Annotated in this window: 22 protein-coding genes and 1 tRNA gene; 12 read left to right on the forward strand and 11 right to left on the reverse strand. The window is 69.2% G+C overall.

Annotated elements, in window-relative coordinates; all coding sequences use genetic code 11:
• Together ACTWQO_RS38800 and aceE are read right to left on the reverse strand one after the other, a co-directional pair.
• Positions 1-780: potassium channel family protein (locus ACTWQO_RS38800; protein WP_443242083.1), on the reverse strand; the 780-nt coding region annotated here is incomplete at its 3' end.
• Between the two features lie 78 nt (positions 781-858).
• The gene (gene aceE, locus ACTWQO_RS38805; RefSeq protein WP_443242084.1) at positions 859-3,606 is read right to left on the reverse strand and encodes a pyruvate dehydrogenase (acetyl-transferring), homodimeric type; all 2,748 of its coding nucleotides are present in this window, start codon (positions 3,604-3,606) and stop codon (positions 859-861) included.
• Between the two features lie 351 nt (positions 3,607-3,957).
• On the opposite strand from aceE, the gene ACTWQO_RS38810 reads away from it, so the two are divergent.
• The 6 genes from ACTWQO_RS38810 to ACTWQO_RS38835 all read left to right on the forward strand — a co-directional run bounded on the left by ACTWQO_RS38810 (position 3,958) and on the right by ACTWQO_RS38835 (position 8,384).
• Positions 3,958-4,389 carry a DUF3052 domain-containing protein gene (locus ACTWQO_RS38810; protein WP_155053885.1) on the forward strand — a complete coding sequence of 144 codons (432 nt, stop codon included), beginning with the start codon at positions 3,958-3,960 and terminating at the stop codon, positions 4,387-4,389.
• A 125-nt stretch (positions 4,390-4,514) separates the two neighbouring features.
• Complete coding sequence (locus ACTWQO_RS38815; RefSeq protein WP_443242085.1) at positions 4,515-4,973, forward strand: peroxiredoxin; 459 nt, start codon at positions 4,515-4,517, stop codon at positions 4,971-4,973.
• 113 nt (positions 4,974-5,086) lie between these two features.
• Positions 5,087-5,662: a TerD family protein gene (locus ACTWQO_RS38820; RefSeq protein ID WP_210573912.1), complete on the forward strand. Its 576-nt coding sequence runs from the start codon at positions 5,087-5,089 to the stop codon at positions 5,660-5,662.
• Positions 5,663-5,768: 106 nt separating this feature from the next.
• Positions 5,769-6,344, forward strand: coding sequence for a TerD family protein (locus ACTWQO_RS38825; RefSeq protein WP_301979715.1), 576 nt, complete (start codon positions 5,769-5,771; stop codon positions 6,342-6,344).
• Positions 6,345-6,402: 58 nt separating this feature from the next.
• Positions 6,403-7,545 (forward strand): DUF475 domain-containing protein, encoded by a 1,143-nt coding sequence (locus ACTWQO_RS38830; protein WP_443242086.1) that lies wholly within the window; start codon positions 6,403-6,405, stop codon positions 7,543-7,545.
• A gap of 95 nt (positions 7,546-7,640) precedes the next feature.
• Positions 7,641-8,384 (forward strand): TerD family protein, encoded by a 744-nt coding sequence (locus tag ACTWQO_RS38835; RefSeq protein WP_443242087.1) that lies wholly within the window; start codon positions 7,641-7,643, stop codon positions 8,382-8,384.
• A gap of 174 nt (positions 8,385-8,558) precedes the next feature.
• Here the strand turns inward: ACTWQO_RS38835 and ACTWQO_RS38840 are convergent, their stop codons facing one another.
• A complete protein-coding gene (locus ACTWQO_RS38840; RefSeq protein ID WP_443242088.1) occupies positions 8,559-9,329 on the reverse strand; it encodes a TerD family protein in 771 nt (256 codons plus the stop codon).
• 184 nt (positions 9,330-9,513) lie between these two features.
• On the opposite strand from ACTWQO_RS38840, the gene ACTWQO_RS38845 reads away from it, so the two are divergent.
• From ACTWQO_RS38845 to ACTWQO_RS38855, 3 genes are read left to right on the forward strand one after another with little or no spacing between them, the layout of a single operon-like run.
• Entirely contained in the window at positions 9,514-10,680 is a 1,167-nt protein-coding gene (locus tag ACTWQO_RS38845) for an HpcH/HpaI aldolase/citrate lyase family protein (protein WP_443242089.1), read from the forward strand.
• A gap of 43 nt (positions 10,681-10,723) precedes the next feature.
• Positions 10,724-13,315 carry a phosphoribosyltransferase gene (locus tag ACTWQO_RS38850; protein WP_443242090.1) on the forward strand — a complete coding sequence of 864 codons (2,592 nt, stop codon included), beginning with the start codon at positions 10,724-10,726 and terminating at the stop codon, positions 13,313-13,315.
• Positions 13,315-14,130 carry an HAD family hydrolase gene (locus tag ACTWQO_RS38855; RefSeq protein WP_443242091.1) on the forward strand — a complete coding sequence of 272 codons (816 nt, stop codon included), beginning with the start codon at positions 13,315-13,317 and terminating at the stop codon, positions 14,128-14,130. Before ACTWQO_RS38850 ends, ACTWQO_RS38855 begins: the two co-directional genes overlap by 1 nt.
• Positions 14,131-14,224: 94 nt before the next feature.
• Here ACTWQO_RS38855 and ACTWQO_RS38860 read toward each other — a convergent pair whose 3' ends face one another.
• The 3 genes from ACTWQO_RS38860 to ACTWQO_RS38870 form a co-directional block, all read right to left on the reverse strand.
• Positions 14,225-14,446, reverse strand: a complete 222-nt coding sequence (locus ACTWQO_RS38860; RefSeq protein ID WP_443242092.1) for an FmdB family zinc ribbon protein — start codon at positions 14,444-14,446, stop codon at positions 14,225-14,227.
• 40 nt (positions 14,447-14,486) lie between these two features.
• Complete coding sequence (locus tag ACTWQO_RS38865; RefSeq protein ID WP_443242093.1) at positions 14,487-15,956, reverse strand: hypothetical protein; 1,470 nt, start codon at positions 15,954-15,956, stop codon at positions 14,487-14,489.
• Positions 15,957-16,031: 75 nt separating this feature from the next.
• Positions 16,032-16,802: a DUF4097 family beta strand repeat-containing protein gene (locus ACTWQO_RS38870; RefSeq protein WP_443242094.1), complete on the reverse strand. Its 771-nt coding sequence runs from the start codon at positions 16,800-16,802 to the stop codon at positions 16,032-16,034.
• Positions 16,803-17,020: 218 nt separating this feature from the next.
• Between ACTWQO_RS38870 and ACTWQO_RS38875 the strand changes: the two genes are divergently transcribed.
• Positions 17,021-17,092, forward strand: a tRNA-Val gene (locus tag ACTWQO_RS38875).
• A 102-nt stretch (positions 17,093-17,194) separates the two neighbouring features.
• On the opposite strand, the gene ACTWQO_RS38880 is transcribed toward ACTWQO_RS38875, so the two are convergent.
• Both ACTWQO_RS38880 and ACTWQO_RS38885 read right to left on the reverse strand, forming a co-directional pair.
• Positions 17,195-17,719 (reverse strand): ATP-binding protein, encoded by a 525-nt coding sequence (locus tag ACTWQO_RS38880; protein ID WP_443242095.1) that lies wholly within the window; start codon positions 17,717-17,719, stop codon positions 17,195-17,197.
• 49 nt (positions 17,720-17,768) lie between these two features.
• Entirely contained in the window at positions 17,769-18,116 is a 348-nt protein-coding gene (locus ACTWQO_RS38885; RefSeq protein ID WP_443242096.1) for a hypothetical protein, read from the reverse strand.
• Between the two features lie 134 nt (positions 18,117-18,250).
• On the opposite strand from ACTWQO_RS38885, the gene ACTWQO_RS38890 reads away from it, so the two are divergent.
• A complete protein-coding gene (locus tag ACTWQO_RS38890; RefSeq protein WP_443242097.1) occupies positions 18,251-18,985 on the forward strand; it encodes a DUF1963 domain-containing protein in 735 nt (244 codons plus the stop codon).
• Between the two features lie 7 nt (positions 18,986-18,992).
• On the opposite strand, the gene ACTWQO_RS38895 is transcribed toward ACTWQO_RS38890, so the two are convergent.
• A complete protein-coding gene (locus ACTWQO_RS38895) occupies positions 18,993-19,892 on the reverse strand; it encodes a PaaX family transcriptional regulator C-terminal domain-containing protein (RefSeq protein WP_443242098.1) in 900 nt (299 codons plus the stop codon).
• Positions 19,889-20,539, reverse strand: a complete 651-nt coding sequence (locus ACTWQO_RS38900; RefSeq protein ID WP_443242099.1) for a GNAT family N-acetyltransferase — start codon at positions 20,537-20,539, stop codon at positions 19,889-19,891. The genes ACTWQO_RS38895 and ACTWQO_RS38900 overlap by 4 nt, the downstream gene beginning before the upstream one ends.
• A 116-nt stretch (positions 20,540-20,655) precedes the next feature.
• On the opposite strand from ACTWQO_RS38900, the gene ACTWQO_RS38905 reads away from it, so the two are divergent.
• On the forward strand, positions 20,656-21,711 hold the full coding sequence (locus ACTWQO_RS38905) for an alpha/beta hydrolase family protein (protein WP_443242100.1): 1,056 nt from the start codon (positions 20,656-20,658) through the stop codon (positions 21,709-21,711).
• On the opposite strand, the gene ACTWQO_RS38910 is transcribed toward ACTWQO_RS38905, so the two are convergent.
• On the reverse strand, positions 21,705-22,661 hold the full coding sequence (locus ACTWQO_RS38910; protein ID WP_443242101.1) for a DUF4436 family protein: 957 nt from the start codon (positions 22,659-22,661) through the stop codon (positions 21,705-21,707). The two genes, ACTWQO_RS38905 and ACTWQO_RS38910, sit on opposite strands and share 7 nt — an antisense overlap.
• Positions 22,662-22,668 lie beyond the last annotated feature (7 nt).

The following is a 22,668-nucleotide window of genomic DNA, read 5'->3' on the forward strand; positions in this document are numbered from 1 at the left end:
GTCCCTACCCCCCGGCACCACAACCCCCGCCGCCCCCGACAACGCCGCGACCTCCGCCCGCAACGCCCGAACCTCCTCCGTCAGCACGGCGATAGCCTCCGTCTGCCGCCGCTCCTCCGCGTCATCGGACTCGAACCGCGCAATGAACCACGCAGCGATATTCGCCGTGACGACACCCAGCAGCGCGATCCCGGACAACATCAGCCCGACCGCCAGAATCCGCCCCAGCCCAGTGGTCGGCGCATGATCGCCATACCCCACGGTCGTCATCGTCGTGAACGACCACCACACCGCATCACCCAGCGTCTTGATGTTCCCGTTCGGCGACTCCCGCTCCACCGACAGCACCGCAAGCGACCCGAACATCAGCAACGCCACCACCGCTCCGGCGACATACGTCGTCAACCGGATCTGCGAGGCCATCCGCGCCCGCTGCCCCACCAGCAACACCGTCGACACGAGCCGCAGCAGCCGCAACGGCTGCACGAGCGGCAGCACCACCGCACACAGGTCCAGCCAGTGCCGCCGTACGAACTCCGTCCGGTGCCGCGCCAGCGCGAGCCGCACCAGATAGTCCGCGGCGAACGCCCCCCACACCACCCACTCGACCACCGCGCAGGCCACCGTCAGCGAGCGCCCCGCGGACGTGTCCACGATCGGCACGGCATAGGCGACGGCGAACAGCACGGCAAGCACCATCAGTGGCCGTTGGGTGCGCTGTTCCCAACGCTCCTGCGCCGATTGCTCCACCAAGCCCGCATCCCTCAAGCCCGCATCCATGCCCGCATCGTAAGGAACGTGAAAGGGCGGTGAAGCCGCAGGCCCCACCGCCCTTCAACTGCCAAGCGTCGCGCAGCGCTACGCGTCGCCGCCCGCAACCCCGGGATCCGCAGCCGAGACATCCAGCAACTGGTACCGGTCGACAGCCTGCTTCAGCACCGACCGATCCACCTTCCCCTCCTTCGCCAGCTCGGTCAGCACACCCACCACGATCGACTGCGCGTCGATGTGGAAGAACCGCCGAGCCGCCCCACGCGTGTCCGCGAACCCGAAGCCGTCGGCCCCCAGTGACTGGTAAGTCCCCGGCACCCACCGCGAGATCTGGTCCGGAACCGCCCGCATCCAGTCGGAAACCGCCACGAACGGCCCCTCGGCCCCGCTCAGCTTCCGCGTCACCCACGGCACCCGCTGCTCCTCCTCGGGATGCAGCAGGTTGTGCTCCTCGCACGCCACGGCCTCGCGCCGCAGTTCGTTCCAGGAGGTCGCCGACCACACGTCGGCCTTCACGTTCCACTCCTCGGCGAGAATCCGCTGCGCCTCCAGCGCCCACGGCACCGCGACCCCGGACGCCATGACCTGCGCCGGAATCGACCCCGCCGTCCCGGCCGAGATCCGGTGGATGCCCTTGAGGATGCCCTCGACATCGACGTCGGCAGGCTCGGCCGGGTGCTGGATCGGCTCGTTGTAGACGGTGAGGTAGTAGAAGACGTCCTCGCCGTGCGGATGCTCCGCGTCGCTGCCGTACATCCGGCGCAGCCCGTCCTGCACGATGTGCGCGATCTCGTACGAGTACGCCGGGTCGTACGCCACACAGCCCGGGTTGGTCGAGGCCAGCAACTGCGAGTGCCCGTCCGCGTGTTGCAGACCCTCACCGGTCAGAGTCGTACGGCCCGCCGTCGCACCCAGCACAAAGCCGCGCGCCAACTGGTCCGACATCTGCCAGAACTGGTCGCCGGTGCGCTGGAAACCGAACATCGAGTAGAAGACGTACACCGGGATGAGCGGCTCACCATGCGTCGCGTACGACGAACCCGCCGCGATCAGCGACGCCGTACAGCCCGCCTCGGAGATGCCGTCGTGCAGCATCTGCCCGGTCGGCGACTCCTTGTACGCGAGGAGCAGTTCACGGTCCACGGCCTCGTACTGCTGGCCGAGCGGGTTGTAGATCTTCGCGCTCGGGAAGAACGAGTCCATGCCGAACGTGCGGTACTCGTCCGGCGCGATCAGCACGAACCGCTTGCCGATCTCCTTGTCCCGCATGAGGTCCTTGAGGAGCCGTACGAAGGCCATGGTCGTCGCGATCGACTGCTGACCGGTGCCCTTCTTCACGGTCGCGTACGTCTTGTCCTCCGGCAGCGTCAGCGGCTTGGAGCGCAGGACGCGCGTCGGGACGTAACCGCCGAGTCCATTGCGGCGGTCGTGCATGTACTGGATCTCCTCGGAGTCCCGCCCCGGGTGGTAGTACGGCGGGAGCCCGCTCTCCAGCTCCTTGTCGGCGATCGGCAGGTGCAGCCGGTCCCGGAAGCGCTTGAGGTCGTCGACCGTCAGCTTCTTCATCTGGTGCGTGGCGTTGCGGCCCTCGAAGTTCGGGCCCAGCGTCCAGCCCTTGATCGTCTTGGCCAGGATCACCGTCGGCTGGCCCTTGTGCGCCTTGGCCGCCGAGAACGCCGCGAAGATCTTCCGGTGGTCGTGACCGCCGCGGCCCAGGTGCAGGATCTGGTCGTCGGTCATGTTCTCGACCATCGCGCGCAGCCGGTGGTCGTCGCCGAAGAAGTGGTCGCGGATGTAGGCACCGGTCTCGGTGGCGTACGTCTGGAACTGCCCGTCCGGCGTCGTGTTCATCCGGTTGACCAGCACGCCGTCCCGGTCCTGGGCCAGCAGCGGGTCCCAGGTGCGGTCCCAGACCAGCTTGATCACATTCCAGCCGGCGCCCCGGAAGACCGACTCCAGCTCCTGGATGATCTTTCCGTTGCCGCGTACCGGGCCGTCGAGGCGCTGCAGGTTGCAGTTCACGACGAACGTCAGGTTGTCGAGGCCCTCACGGGCCGCGATGGACAGCTGGCCGAGCGACTCCGGCTCGTCCATCTCGCCGTCCCCGAGGAAGGCCCACACATGCGACTTGGAGGTGTCCGCGATCCCGCGCGCCTCCATGTAGCGGTTCATCCGCGCCTGGTAGATCGCGCCGATCGGGCCGAGGCCCATCGACACCGTCGGGAACTCCCAGAAGTCCGGCATCGACCGCGGATGCGGATAGCTGGACAGCCCGTACGGCGCCTTCGACTTCTCCTGCCGGAACCCGTCCAGGTTCTGCTCGCTCAGGCGGTCCAGCAGGAACGCGCGGGCGTAGATGCCCGGTGAGGCGTGCCCCTGGAAAAAGACCTGGTCGCCGCCGTCGCCCTCGTCCTTGCCGCGGAAGAAGTGGTTGAAGCCCACGTCGTAGAGCGAGGCGGAGGAGGCGAAGGTGGCGATGTGGCCGCCGACGCCGATGCCGGGACGCTGGGCGCGCGAGACCATCACCGCGGCGTTCCAGCGCGTCGCGTTGAGGATCTTGCGCTCGATCTCCTCGTTGCCCGGGAAGAACGGCTCGTCCTTGGTGGCGATCGTGTTGATGTAGTCCGTGCTGCGCATCTCGGGCACGGCCACGCGCTTCTCGCGGGCCCGCTCGATCAGCCGCAGCATCAGATAACGGGCCCGCTCCCGGCCGCGCTCGTCGACGGCGGCATCGAGGGAGTCGAGCCACTCCTGGGTCTCCTCGGGATCGAAGTCAGGAACCTGACTCGGAAGGCCGCCAATGATGATCGGGTTTCGATCGGATCCGGAAGCCACGGTGTTCCTTACCTGTCGGAGGGCTGCTATTCGGGGTTTGCGGGTGCCCAGCACCGTCCACCATCGTCTACCTCGGCATGCCAAACGTCATCTCTACTTCGAGGTAACCCAAGCTTGACGCTCCTATAGGGTTCCCAAACGCGCAAAGAGGGCAGAAAGGTGTGGCGTATGTCACGAACGGCTTGGGGCGTCCTGCCGGGAGTTGCGGTGAGACAGCCAGGATCGTCACCGTTTCGGCGGTCTGAACGGCCGGGTACTTGCGCGATCCGCCCCGCCCGTGTGGACTACGGCCAATGCTTCGCGCACGCGCGTGGCTGAGATATTCACCAAGACATGATCAGGAGGCAACCCGTGAGCGCGACCGCGGACCACGCGGAGACGAGCCCTGCCGTCAGGCTGGGGTTCCAGCCCGAGCAGGTGGTCCAGGAGATCGGCTACGACGAGGACGTAGACCAGGAGCTCCGCGAGGCCATTGAGCAAGTGATCGGCAGTGACCTTGTGGACGAGGACTACGACGACGTCGCCGATGCCGTGGTGCTCTGGTTCCGCGACGAGGACGGCGACCTCACGGATGTGCTGGTGGATGCCACCACGTACATCGAAGAGGGCGGCTCGATCCTGTTGCTGACGCCGAAGACCGGCCGCGACGGCTACGTTGAGCCGAGCGACATCTCTGAAGCCGCGACCACGGCAGGGCTGTCCGCGTCCAAGAGCGTCAGCGTGGGCAAGGACTGGAGCGGCAGCCGGCTGGTGACGCCCAAGGCCGCCAAGTCCAAGAAGTAACCCGGCCTCGTCCCCGAACGGCGGACGGGCTGAATGAATTCACTCAGCCCGTCCGACGGCCCGAGGTGGACGCTGCATAGGGTGTTCTCACCACCCGAACAGCCCACCGAAAGGGTTCTACGACGATGGCGATCCAGGTCGGCGACAAGGCACCCGACTTCGAGCTCAAGGACAACCACGGCAGGACCGTGCAGCTGTCCGACTTCCGCGGCGACAAGAACGTGGTGCTGCTCTTCTACCCGTTCGCCTTCACCGGCGTGTGCACCGGCGAGCTGTGCGAACTGCGCGACAACCTGCCGAAGTTCACCGACCGCGACACCCAGCTGCTCGCCGTCTCCAACGACTCCATCCACACCCTGCGCGTCTTCGCCGAGCAGGAGGGCCTGGAATACCCCCTGCTGTCCGACTTCTGGCCGCACGGCGAGGCCTCGCGCGCATACGGCGTCTTCGACGAGGACAAGGGCTGCGCGGTGCGCGGGACCTTCGTCATCGACAAGGAAGGCGTCGTGCGCTGGACCGTCGTCAACGGTCTGCCGGACGCCCGTGACCTGAACGAGTACGTGAAGGCGCTCGACACCCTGTGATTGTTCGGTTCCAGGGCCTGCGAGGTCCGGGAACCCGTCACTAGGATCGAGACGTTGATCCGATACCAACGCACAACGGGGCTGACCGCCCCTGGACACCATTGGGAGGACTCGTGGGAGTCAGCCTCAGCAAGGGCGGCAACGTATCGCTGAGCAAGGAGGCACCTGGTCTCACCGCGGTCATCGTCGGTCTGGGGTGGGACGTTCGTACCACCACCGGCACCGACTTCGACCTCGACGCCAGCGCCATCCTCACGAACGCGGAGGGCAAGGTCAGCAGTGACGCCAACTTCGTGTTCTTCAACAACCTGAAGAGCCAGGACGGCTCGGTCGAGCACACCGGCGACAACATCACCGGTGAGGGAGAGGGCGACGACGAGCAGATCAAGGTCAACCTCGCCGCGGTCCCGGCCGACGTCGAGAAGATCGTGTTCCCGGTCTCGATCTACGACGCCGAGAACCGCCAGCAGTCGTTCGGCCAGGTCCGCAACGCGTTCATCCGCGTCGTGAACCAGGCCGGCGAAGCGGAGATCGCCCGGTACGACCTCTCCGAGGACGCCTCGACGGAGACCGCCATGGTCTTCGGCGAGCTGTACCGGCACGGTGCGGAGTGGAAGTTCCGCGCCATTGGCCAGGGCTACGCCTCGGGCCTGCGCGGCATCGCGCAGGACTTCGGCGTGAACGTCTGAGCCGGTCCGACTGCCTCACCCGCCCGGCGCCGCACCGTTGGTACGGCGCCGGGCGCACAGGACTCCGTACAACCGCGCAGGCTTCACCCGGGGAGGGACCAGCATCATGGGCGTCACGCTCGCCAAGGGAGGAAATGTCTCCCTGTCCAAGGCCGCACCGAACCTCACTCAGGTGTTGATCGGTCTCGGCTGGGACGCTCGCTCCACCACCGGAGCACCGTTCGACCTCGATGCCAGCGCGCTGATGTGCAACGGCGGACGGGTCATGGGTGACGAGTGGTTCATCTTCTACAACCAGCTGAAGAGCCCGGACGGCTCGGTGGAGCACACCGGCGACAACCTCACCGGTGAGGGCGAGGGCGACGACGAGTCGATCCTGATCGATCTCTCGAAGGTGCCGGCCCAGTGCGAGAAGATCGTCTTCCCGGTCTCGATCCATATGGCCGACGAGCGTGGCCAGACCTTCGGTCAGGTCAGCAACGCCTTCATCCGCGTGGTGAACCAGGCCGACGGCCAGGAACTCGCCCGCTACGACCTCAGCGAGGATGCCTCCACGGAGACCGCCATGATCTTCGGTGAGGTCTACCGCTACCAGGGCGAATGGAAGTTCCGAGCCGTGGGACAGGGGTACGCGTCGGGGCTGCGGGGCATCGCCCTAGACTTTGGAGTCAACGTTTCGTAAAGCCGGGTGCGGCGCGGGGGAGACCCGTACACCCCGTACACAAGGGATTGGGTAGCCAGTGGTTCTGAAAACCTTCGGCTGGTCGTTCGCGGTCACCGCGCTCGGCCTCGTCGCGGCGGTCCTCATCGGGGGGTGGACCGCCTTCGGTATCGTGGCGATCCTCTCCATCCTTGAGATCTCGCTGTCCTTCGACAACGCAGTCGTCAACGCCGGCATCCTGAAGAAGATGAATGCCTTCTGGCAGCGGATCTTCCTCACGATCGGCATTCTGATCGCCGTCTTCGGTATGCGGCTGGTCTTCCCTGTCGTCATCGTCGCCGTCAGCGCCTCGATGGGTCCGATCGAGGCCGTCGACCTCGCGCTGACCGACAAGGACCGTTACGAACAGCTCGTCACCGACGCTCACCCGTCGATCGCGGCCTTCGGCGGTATGTTCCTGCTGATGATCTTCCTCGACTTCATCTTCGAGGACCGCGACATCAAGTGGCTCGGCTGGATCGAGCGGCCGCTGGCCAAGCTCGGCAAGGTCGACATGCTGTCGGTCTGCATCGCGCTGATCGTGCTGCTGGCCACCTCCATGACCTTCGCGACCCACGCCCATCTGCATGCGGGCAGCGCGGACAAGGCAGAGACGGTTCTGCTCTCCGGTGTCGCCGGTCTCATCACGTACATGATCGTCGGCGGTCTCTCCGGCTACTTCGAGGACAAGCTCGAGGAAGAGGAGGAGCGGGAGCACGAGCAGGAGGAAGCGGCGGAACGCGAGGGCAAGCAGCGCCCGGCGATCGTCCTGGCCGGCAAGGCCGCGTTCTTCATGTTCCTCTACCTCGAAGTCCTGGACGCGTCCTTCTCCTTCGACGGCGTCATCGGCGCCTTCGCCATCACCAACGACATCGTCCTGATGGCGCTCGGCCTCGGCATCGGCGCCATGTACGTCCGGTCGCTCACGGTCTACCTGGTCCGCCAGGGCACCCTCGACGACTACGTCTACCTGGAGCACGGCGCGCACTACGCGATCGGCGCGCTCGCCGTGATCCTCCTGGTCACCATCCAGTACCAGATCAGCGAGCTCATCACCGGCTCCATCGGTGTCATCCTGATCGGCTGGTCCTTCTGGTCCTCCGTCCGCCGCAACCGCGCACTGGCGGCAGCCGAGGGAAAAGCCGGCTCGGACGAGAAGACTGAGGTCTCGTCCGGGGTGTGACACCGCTGTAGGTGAGGAACGCTCTGTGCGGGGCGGCTTCGAGGCGAGTCCTCGTGGCCGCCCCGCCGGACTTTATGTGGACGTGGGGGCGGGAAATGGGCTTGCTGGACGGACTGCTCTGGCGCGGTCGGCGCGAGGCCCGGTTCGACTCGGGCAGCGCCGCGAGCAATGCGATCGAGCTGACGAAGCGGCACAGTCAGGTCTCACTGACCAAGCAGGACGCGGCCACCGGTCATCTGCGCATCAATCTGGCCTGGCGGATGCGGACCTCCGACATCGGCGGCTCCCAGCGGGAGAGTCTGCTGCGGCATCCCTTCAAGGCGCTCAAGCCGCCGGAGGTGCTCGGGCACAGCCAGAGCATGGTCAACGTCGACCTGGACCTCGGCTGCCTGTATGAGCTGATGGACGGCACGAAGGGGGTCGTCCAGCCGCTCGGTGGGTTCTTCGGCGACGTGAACTCCGCGCCGTACGTCAAGCTCAGCGGCGACGACCGGTTCGGGTCGGCGTCCGGCGAGACGATCTACGTCAACCTCGACCATCGCGAGGCCATCAAACGCATCCTGGTCTTCGTCTACATCTACGACCAGACTCCGGCGTTCGACCGTACCCACGCCATCGTCACCCTCTACCCCAGCAACGGCCCCCGCATCGAGATCGGCCTCGACGAACGCCACCCCCAGGCCCGCTCCTGCGCCGTCGTCATGATAGAAAACGTCAAGGGCGAAATGATCGTCCGCCGCGAGGTGAAGTTCGTGTACGGCTTCCAGGCGGAACTGGACCGGTTGTACGGGTGGGGGCTGCAGTGGGGCCGGGGCTACAAGACAAAGGCGGAACGCTGACGCTGAGCCTTGGCCGGTGCGCCTATGAGCACGGGGCTTGAGGTGTGTGCGCGGCAGCGGGCCGTGTGTGGCTGGTCGCGCAGTTCCCCGCGCCCCTAGGTCGGCACGGGGTGGGCGCAGGCGGCGCCCCGTCAGTGCCGGGCTGCGCGACCTACGCCCGGCCGGCAGTGACGCCTAGCGGCCGATGAACTGGGGGCCCTGCGGCGGCAGTCGGAACTCGCTGTCCGGGACGGCAGTCATCGGCTGCGGGTAGCCGTACGCAGGCTGGCTGGTCGGATGGGGATACCCGTACGCCGGCTGCGCGGGCACCCCGGCCGGCTGCTCCGGCGGCAACGGCTGAGCCGGAGCGGTCGTCGGGGGCGCCGCCTGAACGGTCGCCACAGCTGCCGCCGCCGCTTCCTCCGACTCGTCCACCGAGATCCCGAATTCCGACGCCAGGTCCTTCAGCCCCTCCAGGTAGCCCTCGCCCAGCGCCCGGAACTTCCACCCCTCCCCACGCCGGTACAGCTCACCGCAGATCAGCGCGGTCTCCCGGCCGGTCTCGGGCTTGATGTCGAAGTAGGCCAGCGGCTCACCGTCGGCGACGGCGGCGTCGTACAGGGCGATGCGCAGCCCCCGTACGCGGTCGAAGGTGACCCCATCGGCCGACGCGACCAGCAGAATCTGGCTGACGTCGGCCTCGACACCGGTGAGATCTGTCTGGATCGTGTCGGTCGGGCCCTCGGCAACCCGCTTCTTGCCGAGCCGCCAGACAGTCCCGGAGGGGTGCCGGGGCTGGTTGTAGAAGACGAAATCCTCGTCGGAACGCACACGTCCGTCGGGGCCGAGGAGTAGCGCGGAGGCGTCGACATCCGGGACCCCCTGCCCGGGCGTCCAGCGCACCACTGCACGTACCGTGGTGGCATTGAGTGGGACGTTCGACCCCTTCAGCATCGCGTGCGTCATGCGGTCATCCTGCCCTCTCGGTCCTGGTCACGACAACGCGGGGGTACCTATCCCATACGGGCTGTGTCGGCCCGCGTTACCTGAAATTCATGCCCTACGGGAACCCCAGACACAGGCCTCTACGTACTATTACCGGCCACCTTTCACCAACCTCAGGTTGCCCAGCCGCCACGGGGGAGTCCATATGCGTCATTTCGGGCACATTGCCCCGGAGGTGCGGCAGCGCCTCTTCCACCAGGAGCCGTGCGACTTCAGCGCCGACTCCTCCCCGCGGCTGCTCTCCGCGGCCCTGGGCGCCACGCTCTACAGTCCGGCCACCCGGCCACGGCTCGCGGACGACATCCTCAAGCAGGCCGGCCGCGGTGTGGTCTCGATGGTGCTGTGCCTGGAGGACTCGATCGACGACTCGGAGGTCCCTGCCGCCGAGGAGAACCTCGTACGGCAGTTCACGGAGCTGGCCGGGCAGGAAGCCGCCGACCTGCCCCTTCTCTTCATCCGGGTCCGCACCCCCGAGCAGATCCCCGACCTGGTACGACGCCTCGGCCCCGCCGCCCGGCTGCTGTCCGGATTCGTGATGCCGAAGTTCACCGAGGAACGCGGCATCCCCTTCCTGGAGGCCCTGGAGAGCGCCGAGGGCGCGAGCGGCCGGCGTCTGTTCGCCATGCCGGTGCTCGAATCGCCGGAGCTGCTGTACCGCGAGTCCCGGGTGGAGACCCTGGAGGGCATCTTCCGCGCGGTCGACAAGTACCGCGTGCGGGTGCTGGCGCTCCGCCTCGGCGTCACCGACTTCTGCTCCTCGTACGGCCTGCGCAGAGCCCCCGACATGACGGCGTACGACGTCCAGATCGTCGCCTCCGTGATCGCCGACGTGGTGAACATGCTGGGACGCGCCGACGGCACCGGGTTCACGGTGACCGGGCCGGTGTGGGAGTACTTCCGCGTGCAGGAACGCATGTTCAAGCCCCAGCTGCGCCGCAGCCCCTTCCTGGAGGGACAGGCCGAGGAACTGCGTGAGGCGCTCATCGAGCACTCCATGGACGGGCTGCTGCGCGAGATCACCCTCGACCAGGCCAACGGCCTGCTCGGCAAGACCTGCATCCACCCCTCGCACGTCCTGCCCGTGCACGCACTCTCCGTGGTCAGCCACGAGGAGTTCTGTGACGCCCAGGACATCTTGCGGCCCGAGCGGGGCGGCGGGGGTGTGCTCAGGTCGGCGTACACGAACAAAATGAATGAAGTGAAGCCGCATCGCGCATGGGCCGAGAGGACCATGCTGCGCGCCGAGGTCTTCGGTGTGGCGAACGAGGACATCGGCTTCGTCGAACTGCTCGCCGCCGGAATACCCGGCTGAACCGGCCGGATCCGGCTGAAACCGCGTGAACAACAAGGGACGCATGAACAGGGCAGTGAACAACGGGGTGCCGGACCAGGTGTGGACCGGCAACTGGGTCGCCGAACGGCTCGGCATCGAACTCGTCGGCGACGACCAGCTGACCGGCCTGCTGGGCCTCGCCCTGCGCCGCAACCCCAAGCGGGCGCATCTGCTGGTCTCCAACGTGCTCGGCAAACACGTACCGCAGTCACCGTCCGTGGTGTACGGCGCCGGCTTCGCACTTGGCCGCCGGGTCCGCGAACTGCTCGGCGACGACGAGGCGGGCCGCGCGGTGGTCCTCGGATACGCCGAGACCGCCACAGGGCTCGGCCACTCCGTAGCCGACGGCCTCGGCCTCGCCCCCTACCTGCACTCCACCCGCCGCCCCATCCCCGGCATCGCTCCCGCCGGCGGCTTCGAGGAGTCCCACTCGCACGCCACGTCGCACGTTCTCCTGCCGGAGGACCCGGCGCTGCTCGCCGGGGACGGTCCGCTGGCGCTGGTCGACGACGAGTTCTCCACGGGGAACACGGTGCTGAACACCGTCCGGGATCTTCATCAGCGGTACCCGAGGCGGCGGTACGTGGTGGTTGCGCTGGTGGATATGCGGTCTGCGGCGGACGCGGGGCGGCTGGAGGAGTTCGCGCGGGAGATCGGCGCGCGGGTGGACCTGGTGGCGGCCGCTTCGGGAACCGTACGGCTGCCGGAGGGGGTGCTGGAGAAGGGCCAGGAGTTGGTGGCGCGGTACGAGGCGGAGAGTGCCGCAATGGGTGGTCCGTCGTCTGCGGGTACGTCGTGGCCGATCGCGCAGTTCCCCGCGCCCCTCAAGGGCGCTGCAAGCGCCCCAGGGGCGCGGGGAACTGCGCGACAAGCCCCCACCGACCCGCACCCGGACGACAACCCTGAGCCCTACGGTCGAATCACCCGCGTCGACCTGCACTGGCCCCCCGGCCTCCCCGACGGCGGTCGCCACGGCTTCACCCCCTCGCACCGAATACGCCTGGAGAACGCCCTCCCCGCGATGGCGGCGAGGCTCGCCGAGGCGCTGCCTGAAGACGCACGCCGCGTGCACATCCTCGGCTTCGAGGAGCTGATGTACGCCCCGCTCAGGCTCGCCCGTGAGCTGGAGCAGATCGCGGACACGGAGGTGCGCTACTCCACCACCACCCGCTCACCCGTCCTCGCGGTCGACGACCCGGGCTATGCGATCCGCACCCGCCTGGTCTTCCCCGCCCACGACGCCCCGGCCGACGGCCCCGGCGAGCGCTACGCGTACAACGTGGCCGGCGCCGGCTTCGACGCCGTGATCGCCGTGGTCGACTCCACCGCCGACACCCCCGAACTGCACGCGCCGGACGGCCTGTTGGCCCGGCTCGCCGCGCACACCCCGCACGTCCTGCTCGCGGTCGTGCCGTCGTACGTCCCCGAGCACCCGCTCGTCCCCGAAAGGCCCGACATGCTGCCCGAGCCCCTGCGCGGCCCCGCCTTCTCCTCGTACGCGCCCGAGGAGGTCGGCTGGCTGCTGCAGGACCTCTCGGACGTGACGCTGGAGGCGCCGACCGAGGAGCGCGAGGAGGCCATCCAGAGCGGCGGCGCGCACTACGCGGAGTCGCTGCCGGTGGAGTACCAGCCGAGCGAGCAGTACCAGGAGCTGTTCCACGCGGCGCTGGACACGTCCGCGGCGCGGATCGCGCGGGCGGTGGGTGCGGTGACGGAACTTGTGCTCGCCGAGCGGTCACCCCGCCCGGTCCTCGTGTCCCTCGCCCGCGCCGGCACGCCCGTCGGCGTCCTGATGCGCCGCTGGGCCGAGCACCGGCACGGCCTCGACCTGCCGCACTACGCGGTGTCGATCGTGCGCGGCCGGGGCATCGACACGAACGCCCTGCGCTGGCTGGCGGCGCATCACGACCCCGCCGACGTCGTGTTCGTCGACGGCTGGACCGGCAAGGGCGCCATCACCCGCGAACTCGCCGACGCCCTGCGGGAGTTCGAGGAGGCCGAAGGAGTCTCGGGCTTCGACCCGGAGATCGCGGTGCTGGCCGACCCGGGCTCGTGCGTCCGGACGTACGGCACGAGGGAGGACTTCCTCATCCCCTCCGCCTGCCTCAACTCGACGGTGTCGGGCCTGATTTCGCGTACGGTGCTGCGCGCGGACCTGGTCGGGCCGAACGACTACCACGGCGCGAAGTTCTACCGCGAACTCGCCGGCGCGGACGTGTCGGTGGACTTCCTGGACCAGGTGGCCGCGCGCTTCCCGGAGGTGGCGGACGCGGTGGACGCGCTCGCCAAGGAGCTGCTGTCCGCGGAGCGTTCACCGACCTGGGAGGGCTGGGCGGCGGTCGAGCGGATCAGCGAGGAGTACGGCATCCATGACGTGAACCTCGTCAAGCCGGGCGTCGGCGAGACGACACGCGTGCTGCTGCGCCGGGTCCCGTGGAAGATCCTGGCGCGGGCCGGGGCGGGCGCCGACCTGGACCACGTACGACTGTTGGCCGAACAGAGAGGTGTCCCGGTGGAAGAGGTCGCCGAACTCCCCTACACCTGCGTGGGGTTGATCCACCCCAAGTACACGCGCGGTGCGACGGGCGCCGACGGCAGGGCGGTGACCGTCTGATGCCGGTGCTTGTCGCGAGCGACCTCGACCGCACGCTCATCTACTCCGCGGGCGCCCTCGCCCTGACCATGCCGGACGCGCGGGCGCCCCGGCTGCTCTGCGTCGAGGTGCACGAGAGCAAGCCGCTGTCGTACATGACGGAGACGGCGGCCGGGCTGCTGACGGAACTCGGTGACGCGGCGGTCTTCGTGCCGACCACCACGCGCACCCGCAAGCAGTACGAGCGCATCAACCTGCCCGGCCCGGCGCCGAGATACGCGATCTGCGCGAACGGCGGGCACCTGCTCGTGGACGGGGTCTCCGACCCGGACTGGTACGCACAGGTGACGGCCCGGCTGGCGGACGAGTGCGCGTCGCTCGCGGAGGTGCGGGACCACCTGATGGAGACGGCCGATCCGCTGTGGGTGCGCAAGCACCGGGTCGCCGAGGACCTCTTCGCCTACCTGGTCGTGGAGCGTGAGCTGCTGCCCGAGGACTGGGTGAAGGAGCTGGCGGTCTGGGCGGAGAACCGCGGCTGGACGGTGTCGCTCCAGGGCCGCAAGATCTACGCCGTCCCGAAGCCGCTGACCAAGAGCGCGGCCATGCGGGAACTGGCCCGCCGCACGGGCGCCGACCTGACCCTCGCGGCCGGCGACTCCCTCCTCGACGCCGACCTGCTCCTCGCGGCCGACCAGGGCTGGCGGCCGGGGCACGGCGAGCTGGCCGACGCGGACTGGACCGCTCCGGCGATCAGCGCGCTACCGGAGCGCGGCGTGCTGGCGGGGGAGCGAATCCTGAGGGAGTTCTTGAAGGCAACCGGCACGACAACGCCGTAGAAGGGGCGCGGGGAACTGCGTGATCAACCCCCACACACCCGCAGGCGACAACGCACCGGTCCAGCTAGCCGCAGGCAACAACGCACCGGTCCAGCTAGCCGCAGCACCCACCACCGCAGCAACCGCCGCCCCCGCCGCTCGCCCGGGGCGCGGCGGCCGGTGCTGCCGCCGTTCCCCCCACCGCCACCGTCGACAGCAGCTTCACCGTGTCGTCGTGGCCCGAGGGACAGTCGGCCGGGGCGGAGGACTCGGCCATCGGACGGCTCAGTTCGAAGGTGTCTCCGCAGGTGCGGCAGCGGTACTCGTAGCGAGGCATGCGCACAGGTTAACCGGCGGGCACCGGCTGTCCCAGGGCGTCAGTGCCCCGCCCCCCGCTCCTCCCGGATCTGCGCCACCACCCGCGCCACCGTCCGCCGCACCGCCTCCGTCTCGGTCAGGAAGTGCCAGTAGTCGGGGTGCCGCCCCTCCAGCGTGGTGATCGCGCGCTCCAGCCGGGCCACGGAGTCGTCCAGCGGGCGGGCGTGCCGGGGATCGGGGGTGTTACGGCCGGCCATGGCGAGCCGCTGGGCGTCGCGGATGGCGAAACGGGTGCGGTCGATCTCCTGCTGGGGGTCCTTCTGTACCGCGTTCAGCCGCCGCAGCCGGTCGCCGGCCGCGGAGACGGACTCGTCGGTGGTGTTCAGCAGCGCCCGCACGGTCGACAGCAGCGCGGTCGCGTCCGGCCAGCGCTGCTCGTCGCGCGCGGTCTGCGCCTCCTTCAGCTTCTGCTCGGCCTGCCGTACGTTCTCCCCGGCCTGCTCCGGCACATGCTGGAGGTCCTGCCAGCACGCCGCCACGAAACGCCGCCGCAGCTCGCTCAGCACCGGGTCGACCTGGCCGGACCGGGTGGTCAGCGCCTGTGCGCGGGTCCGCAGCGAGACCAGCCGGTGATCGATCTCGGCCGCCCGCTCCGGGAGCCGCTCGGCCTCCACCTTGATCGTCTCGGCCGCCCGCGCGACCCGCTCGGCCCGCTCCAGGGTCTGCGGGACGCCGTGCTGCCCGGCGCCCTGGTTGAGCTTCGTCAGGTCAGAGCCGAGGGCGGCGAGACGGGCGGCGAGGTCGTCCGCCTTCAGCCCTGATTCTCGTACCGCATCCAGCGCGTTCGACGCGGCCAGCAGTCCCTGCCGGGCCCGCTCGACCGCCGGGGCGAGCCGGGCGAGCTGGGTCTCGGCCTTGCCGAGCAGCGGCCCGAGCCCGTCCGCGAACCGGTCCAGGTCCTGCTTGACCCGCCCCAACTCGTCCTTCGCGGCGGTCAGCTCGGCACGCGCACGTGCCGCCACCGACGCCTCCAGGTCGTCGCGGTCGAGGTCATGGGCGTCGACGGCGTTGATGTACTGGTGGCTGGCCTCGTCGATGCGCCGGCCGAGCGCCTCGAAGTCGCCCACCGCGCGCCGGGCGGCGGGGGAGTCGTCGACCGCCGTGATCGTCTCGATCGAGATCCGCAGGTCGCGCTGGGCGGTGTCCAGTTCGTAGAACGCGGCGGCCGCGGCGTCCTTCGCGGCCTGCGCCTCCGCCCGCTGGTTGTCGGCCCGCCCGCCGAACCAGCGCCGGGTGCCCCCGCCCGCGAACGCGGCGGGCAGCGCAAGCGCCGCGACGAGCGGCAGACTCACGAGGACGAGCGCGTCCCGCAACGCGGAGGACCGCGGTGAAGCGCCCCGAAGGGGCGCGGGGGACTGCGCGACCAGCCCCGACGGCGCCGCAGACGAACGACGGCCAATCCCGCCACGCCCCGCACGGGGACCGCACGGCACCACCGGTGAGTACGGCTGCGATGGTGTCGCCGTCACATCCCTCTCCCGTGCCCGTGGTCCGCCCTGCCCGGTGTCATTCTCCCACCGGTTAAGGACGAACACACGGGCCGGTTAGTTCGCGCTCCGGACCGTGACTTTCCCGTCGCCCGTCTCCGCGGACACCACGTGCGAGCTGGACTCGTCCCGGGGCACGGACACATCGACGCTGCCGTCGCCCGTCTTGGTCGACACGTTGTACGTCGCCCGGGGCAGCACCATCGTCACGGAGCCGTCTCCGGTGCGGGACTCCACCATGTCCGGTACGGTGCCCAGTTCGAGGTGGACCGAGCCGTCGCCGGTCCGGGCGCGCACCCGCTGCGAGGTGACGTCCGCGCGTATGGACCCGTCGCCGGTCCGCAGGTCCAGCGGTGCGCTGCTGTCGGTGACCCGCACCGAGCCGTCGCCCGTACGGATGCTCAGCGGGTCCTCGAAGCCACGCGCGCGTACGCTGCCGTCGCCGTCCTCGACCTTGACCGTGATCCCGCGCGGTACCTCGATACGGTGCTCGGCGTCACAGTCCGCGACCATGCCGGAGCACTTCATCCGCAGCTTCAGCCGGTCGTCCTTCATTTCCCAGGTCACCTTGGGATCGTTGCCGATGGCGACGGTGCCTTGAAACCACCGGGTGACCTCGATCCGGCCCTCCGGGTTGTCGTCCGCGGCGATGATCTCCAGCGCCGAGTCGTCGGAGTCGATGGTGAGGGTGCGGCCCTTCAGGTCGAAGGACCGGTGGTCGGGAGTCTTGTCGTCCCCGGCGGAGGAGCCGCAGGCGGTGGCCCCCACGACGAGCAGCGCCACGACGCCGGTGACGGCGGCGGCGCGGACAGTAACGGTACGGGCCATGACGGTCTCCCCCTGAGTCGGAGTACGAGGACTCTGCTGCGACTCTTCGACCGTACGGAGCGCGGACCCACCCGGGGATCCGGGCCGCTCCCGGATCCGTCCTGGGGTTAACCCCCGGATCACCCTGACTCCGCCCCGTCCCGGAATACGGGTTTGCCGTGGAGTCCCCCGGGCAAGGTAGGCTGTCGACTCGTCCTGAGCACATCGGCTCAGGTCCCGGGTGCGTAGCTCAGGGGTAGAGCGCCTGCCTTACAAGCAGGATGTCGGCGGTTCGAAACCGTCCGCGCCCACCGATAGGTAAAGCCCGGCACAGCCAGGTTTCCATGGCCCCTCGGAGTGATCTCCGAGGGGTCTTTCCATGATCGGAGTCCACATGGAGTCCACAGCGGACCTCAGCTCTTGACGGCTTCCGCGATCTGCAGGGCGGCCTCGGCGGGTGTGAGGTGCGTGGTGTCGACGACCTCGGCCTCGCGGTGCAGCCAGGTGCGGGCCGCCTCGGCGTAGGGGTCGAGGTATTTGAGGCGGAACGGGGAGTTCGGGCCGATAACGGTGTCGCCCGCGATGCGCCCGCGGAGGGTGTCCTGGTCGGTGTGGAGGACGAAGTGCCGTACCGGGATGGCATGTTCGGCGAGGCCTGTGCTGATCTCGCGCCAGTACGGCTCGACCAGGACGGTCATGGGCACCACCAGAGTGCCGCCGGTGTAGTCGAGTACGCGGCGGGCGGTCTCGACGACGAGCGGCCGCCACGGCGGCCAGTGCTGGAAGTTGTCCGTCGCGGGCAGCCCGGGCGTGATGTCCATGAGGGTCTCGCCGACCTTCTCGGCGTCGAACACCCGTGAATCCGGGATCAGTTGCTGGACGAGTGGACTGGTCGTCGTCTTGCCTGCGCCATGAGTGCCGTTGAGCCATACGATCATGGGGTCGACGCTAGCGCTGTGCGGGCCGCGGGAACGGGCACAGCAGAAATCAGGGTGTCTCGCCCACCTCCGGGATCTCATGGGCGTGCTTCAGCTTCATACGGGCGTCCACGCGTTCCGCCGCCGCGACCTCCGCCCAGAAGCGGTGGCAGCTGACGAACACCGCGAGTTCGTGCTCGCGCTGCCGCAGCTTCTCCACCTCGGCCTGTTCGTCGGCCGTCCAGCCGGGGGAGGCGGGACGCTCCACCTTGCGCCAGCCGCCCGTGTCACTGAAGCCGTCCAGGGGCGTGACCGACCAGGGCAGCCGCTTCAGCAGAGCCGACAGCTCGGCCCGGACCTGATGCAGCTCCTCCTGACCGGCGCGGAGGTCACTCGGAAAGTCATAGGGCGTAGCCACGCGGCAATGCTACGCCTGTTCGATTTTGGGTTGCGAGCCTCTTTGGGTTGTTCATGCGGACGGGTGTGACTGAGCACGTCAGTTGGCCACTCCGGTGCTCAGGCGTTCGTGATCGCCCCGGCATACTCTGCGCCATGAAATCGTTGGATCCATTCCGCAACGAAGCCCGCAGTCGTGGCTTACCGGAGGACGAGGTCGAGCGATGGCTCGGCACCGTCCGTCCCTGCGCGATGCTGGGCACCGCTGGTGACGCGCCGCCCGGCAGCCCGGTGGCCGGACGACTCGGCGGGCTGCCGCCGATGCCCGAGGACGAACCCGTTCCGGACCTGCCGTTCCTCGCCTCGGTCGACCTCGCGGCCATCCAGCCCGGCGTGACGGACATCCCGCTGCCGAAGGACGGCACGCTGCTCTTCTTCGCGGACACGGAGGACCCGTGGCCGGGCCTCGTCTGGTCCCGGCTCGTCTACGTCCCGGTCGGCACGCCCGTCTCCGAACGCGGTCACGTCGGCGAGTTTCCGCCACCGGTCCACCCCGCCCAAGATCTGCATCTGATGATCGAGCCCTCGCTGCCCAACCGCGGCTGGAAGTCCGAGGAGTTCCCGCACAGCAGCGAGCTGGGCGACGTGTGGTGGGAGATCGGCGACGAGATGCGGACGGAGGGACCGGTGCAGATGGGCGGCTACCCCTGGGTCTGGAACGAGGATCCCACCAAGCACCCGCGCAACGGTCCGGGCGACTGGGTGCTGCTCGCCGAAATCGCCGGCGAGGTCCTGACCGAGCCGGGCCTGGTCGACTGGGTGATCCGCCGGGACGACCTGGCCGCCGGCCGCTTCGACCAGGCCCGGGCCTCCTTCGACATGATCGGCTGACACAGCCTCAGGCGAGGCGCCCACTTCGCGGAGGCCGCGCGGCCCCGTCTGCTGCTTCTCGGGTGATGTCGGCATAGAGGCGGAAGAGGACGGGGCGGGCTTCGTCGTGTTCTCGTTCGTGCAGGGCCGCCCAGCACTGGGCGATGAGTTCCCGGGCCTGGGTGCCGGGCCAGGGCTGGGGCAGGAGCTGGGGCGGCAGCAGGGGGTCGGGTTCCATGGCGCGGGTGAGTTCGGCGGCCAGCTCGACCGCGATGGTGAGGAGTGCGGACGGGGTGAGTTCGTCAGGGCCGGTGAGCCGGGCGAGGCGAGGGCGGGTGACGCGGCTGAGGCGGTGGTAGCGGTCGGCGATCTCCGGCAAGGGCCATAGGCGGCGGGCGAGTTCGGCAGGTTCTTGGGTGTCGCCCCTGCGCAGGTCCGTCGTGGTGAGGAGGGTGAGCGCGCCATGAGCGTCGAGGCGGTGGGCCGCTTCTTCGACGTACGGTTCCCAGGGGTTGGCGCAGACGTACAGTCCGCCCTGGAGCGGGGCGCCGCCGAGGTGGACGAGCGTTTCACGCAGGGAGTCCCGGGCCGGGCGCGCCGATTCGGGCACCGCGAAGGCGGCCAGGTGCCAGACACCGTCCCAGGGTGCGAGCCCGGCGTCCTGCTGGAACGCGTGCCGGAGGAAGTCCGCGTTGGGGGCGAGGGCGCGCGTGGTGTCCGCGGTCGCGCGCAGCTCCGCCTTGCGGCCCCGGCCCTCATGGGTGAACCGGCCTTCGGCCACGAGGCGTTTGACGCACAGCCGCACCTGCTGGTCGCTCATGCCCAGGGTGTTGGCGACGGTGTACAGCTCGTCCGCGCCGACGGTGCCGTCTTCGCGGATCAGCGCGTGGACGAGCATGCGGGTGGGGATCTCGATGTGGTCGGTCATGGTGTGCGCAGTCCTCTCGGCCCGTTCGCCCCGACAGGGCGGCGCATGGTGGTCACCGCGCCGAACCCCAGCAGTCCGCGCAGGTAGGGCGTGCGCTCGGTCCGTACGGCGGTGAAGCCGCGCCGCTCGTACAGGGCCCTGGCGCGCGGGTTGACGTCGATCACGTCCAGTCTGATCTCCCGGCAGTCCTGCTCCGCCGCGACGGCGGCCACTTCCTCGATGAGCAGACTCCCGACGCCCCGGCCGCGTAGGCCCGGGTCCACGGCGATGCCGTCCATGACGAGCTGTCCGGGTGCCGGGTGGCGTTCGAACAGGGCGAGGAGCAGGAGCCGGTGCAGTCCCCGCAGGTGTCCGTACGTGCGCAGCACGGCGGAGGCCGATCCTCCGGTGAGGGCCCGGCCGCCGAGCTGGTAGCCGGCGAGGCCGACGAGCTGCCCGTCGAGAAGCGCGCACACCGCGCGATCGGCGTTCAGGTGCGCGGCGAGGAAGGACACCGCCTTGTCCGGCGGGTTCAGGGCGGGGCCGAGTTTGCGGCCGAATGCGTTCCAGTACAGCTCGGCCGCCCGCCGCTCGGCTCCGGCCGGAACGCCCCGCAGGACTGTCACCGGTCCGGTGGCGCTGTCTGTGCCTGTCGCGTCCGGTCCCATGCCGTGCCCCCTGCCCTCTCGCTGCAACCTCCCTCAAAACTATCACTCTCATGACGATCGTGGGAGAAGTGATAGCTTCAATGGGTCGTAGACCCGAACAGAGGCGGTCAGATCTCATGGGTCCAAAGGTCCTGCCCCGATGGCGCGGGCTCCGCATCGCCGTGTGGTCTCTCGTCGCGGTCCTGGTCGTGGCCGCCGGTCTCGTCGGTGTGGTGCTGTGGCAGAACTCCTACGACATGGACGAGCAGCGGGTCTCGATCCGCCACGGCGGCCACACCCTCAACGGCGTACTGGCCACCCCCAAGGACGGCCGCAAACGCCACGGCCTGGTCGTGTACGTCCACGGCGACGGCCCCATCGACGCCACCCACGACGACGGCTACAAGCCCATCTGGGAAGCGAACGCCAAGGCCGGGTACGCCTCCCTGTCCTGGGACAAGCCCGGCATCGCGGGCGCACCCGGCAACTGGCTCGACCAGTCCATGGACGACCGGGCCGACGAGGCGGCCGCCGCCATCGCCTGGGCACGCGCCCGCCCGGACATCGACGGTGACCGGATCGGTCTCTGGGGCGCCAGCCAGGCGGGCTGGGTCCTGCCGAAGGTCGCCGCCAAGACACCCGTGAGCTTCGTCATCGCCGTCTCGCCCGCGATCAACTGGCTCCAGCAGGGCCGCTACAACCTCCTCGCCGAGCTGCGCGCCGACGGCGCGTCGGCAGCCCGCACCAAGACCGAGATCGCCCGGAGCGACACCACCCGCCGGCTGCTGCGACGCCACGCGACCTTCGAGGAGTACGTCAGCGCGAGGGGCGGCGACGCGGACGGCATGACCGCCGATCGCTGGCGCTTCATCTCCAAGAACCACACCGCGGACGCCACGCAGGACCTCCGCGCCCTGCGCGGCGTACCGGTGCTGCTGACCCTCGCCGGCCATGACATCAACGTGGACACCGCCGACACGGAGCGCGTCTACCGCACGGTGCTGGACGCGGGCGGCGCACTCACCGTCAGGCATTACCCGGACGCCACCCATTCACTGCTCAAGCAGTCCATCGAGCACTCCGACCTCAAGACCACGCTCACCGCGGTCTTCTCCCCCCGCTCCCTCTTCGCGGACGGATTCCTGGACGGCCAACGACAGTTCCTCAAGGATCCCGGAACCGGCGCTCAGTGACGTGTTTCGCCGCCCCGCCGGTCACCGGCCCGTACCCGCCGGGGGCCGGGGCGGTGTCGGAACCGGGGCGAGCGGAGGGTGGTGGGATGCGGTGGTTCGGGGACGGGGCCGCCGGTGCGGTGTTCGACGAGGACGCCGTGGAGGACGAGGCGGGTGAGGCTCAGGGCGATCAGCGCCTCGGCCCAGTAGAAGGCGGTGTAGTCGAGCAGGCTGCCGTTGGGCGGGTTTCCCGGGGCCGCGTTGCGCAGACCCACCAGGGCGAAGAGGCTGCCGGCCATCCAGCCCAGGGCGCCCCAGAGCAGGCCGCGGCCCTGGCGCACGACCAGCCAGCAGGCGACCACCACCGCGAGGGCCACCGCCCACATGGCGACGATCATGAACCAGGCGAGGATGAAGGTGCTCCGTGACCGCTTGACGTCGGCGGTGACGACGGCGATCCCGTCCCCGTACTCGGTCTTGTGCGGTGCGATGGCGAAGTAGGGGTCCTGGTCCCGGAAGCGCAGGGTCACGGGCACCTGCTCATGACCGACCATCGCGCCGACCGCGAGGTCGGCGGCGTACCGGTCGAACGGGTAGTCCGACGACGTGCCCTCGGTCAGGGGTACGGAGATCTCCTTCAGCCACGCCGTGCTGTTCGCCTTGAACAGCAAGTAGTTGCCGTCCGGTGCGGTGGTGATCAGCCTGATGTCCTTGACCGGCAATCCTTCGCTGTCGACGTACTTGCCGTGCGGTGTGGCCGTCAACTGCAGCGTGGCGGTGTGCTGTTCGGGATCGGTCCGACGTACGGCGGCCTCGACGTCGAGCCGGTCGCGCGGTGCCTGCTTCGCGCCGACGGTCAGGGTCTTCTCCCGCGCCACGCGTTCATTGACGTACAGCCCGATACCGGCGCCGCAGACGGCCAGCAGGGCGACGAGCGCGAGCAAGCCATGGCGCCAGGGCGGCTTACGCACGGGGACC

This window comes from Streptomyces sp. 4N124, from assembly GCF_052245395.1.
Classification (GTDB): domain Bacteria; phylum Actinomycetota; class Actinomycetes; order Streptomycetales; family Streptomycetaceae; genus Streptomyces.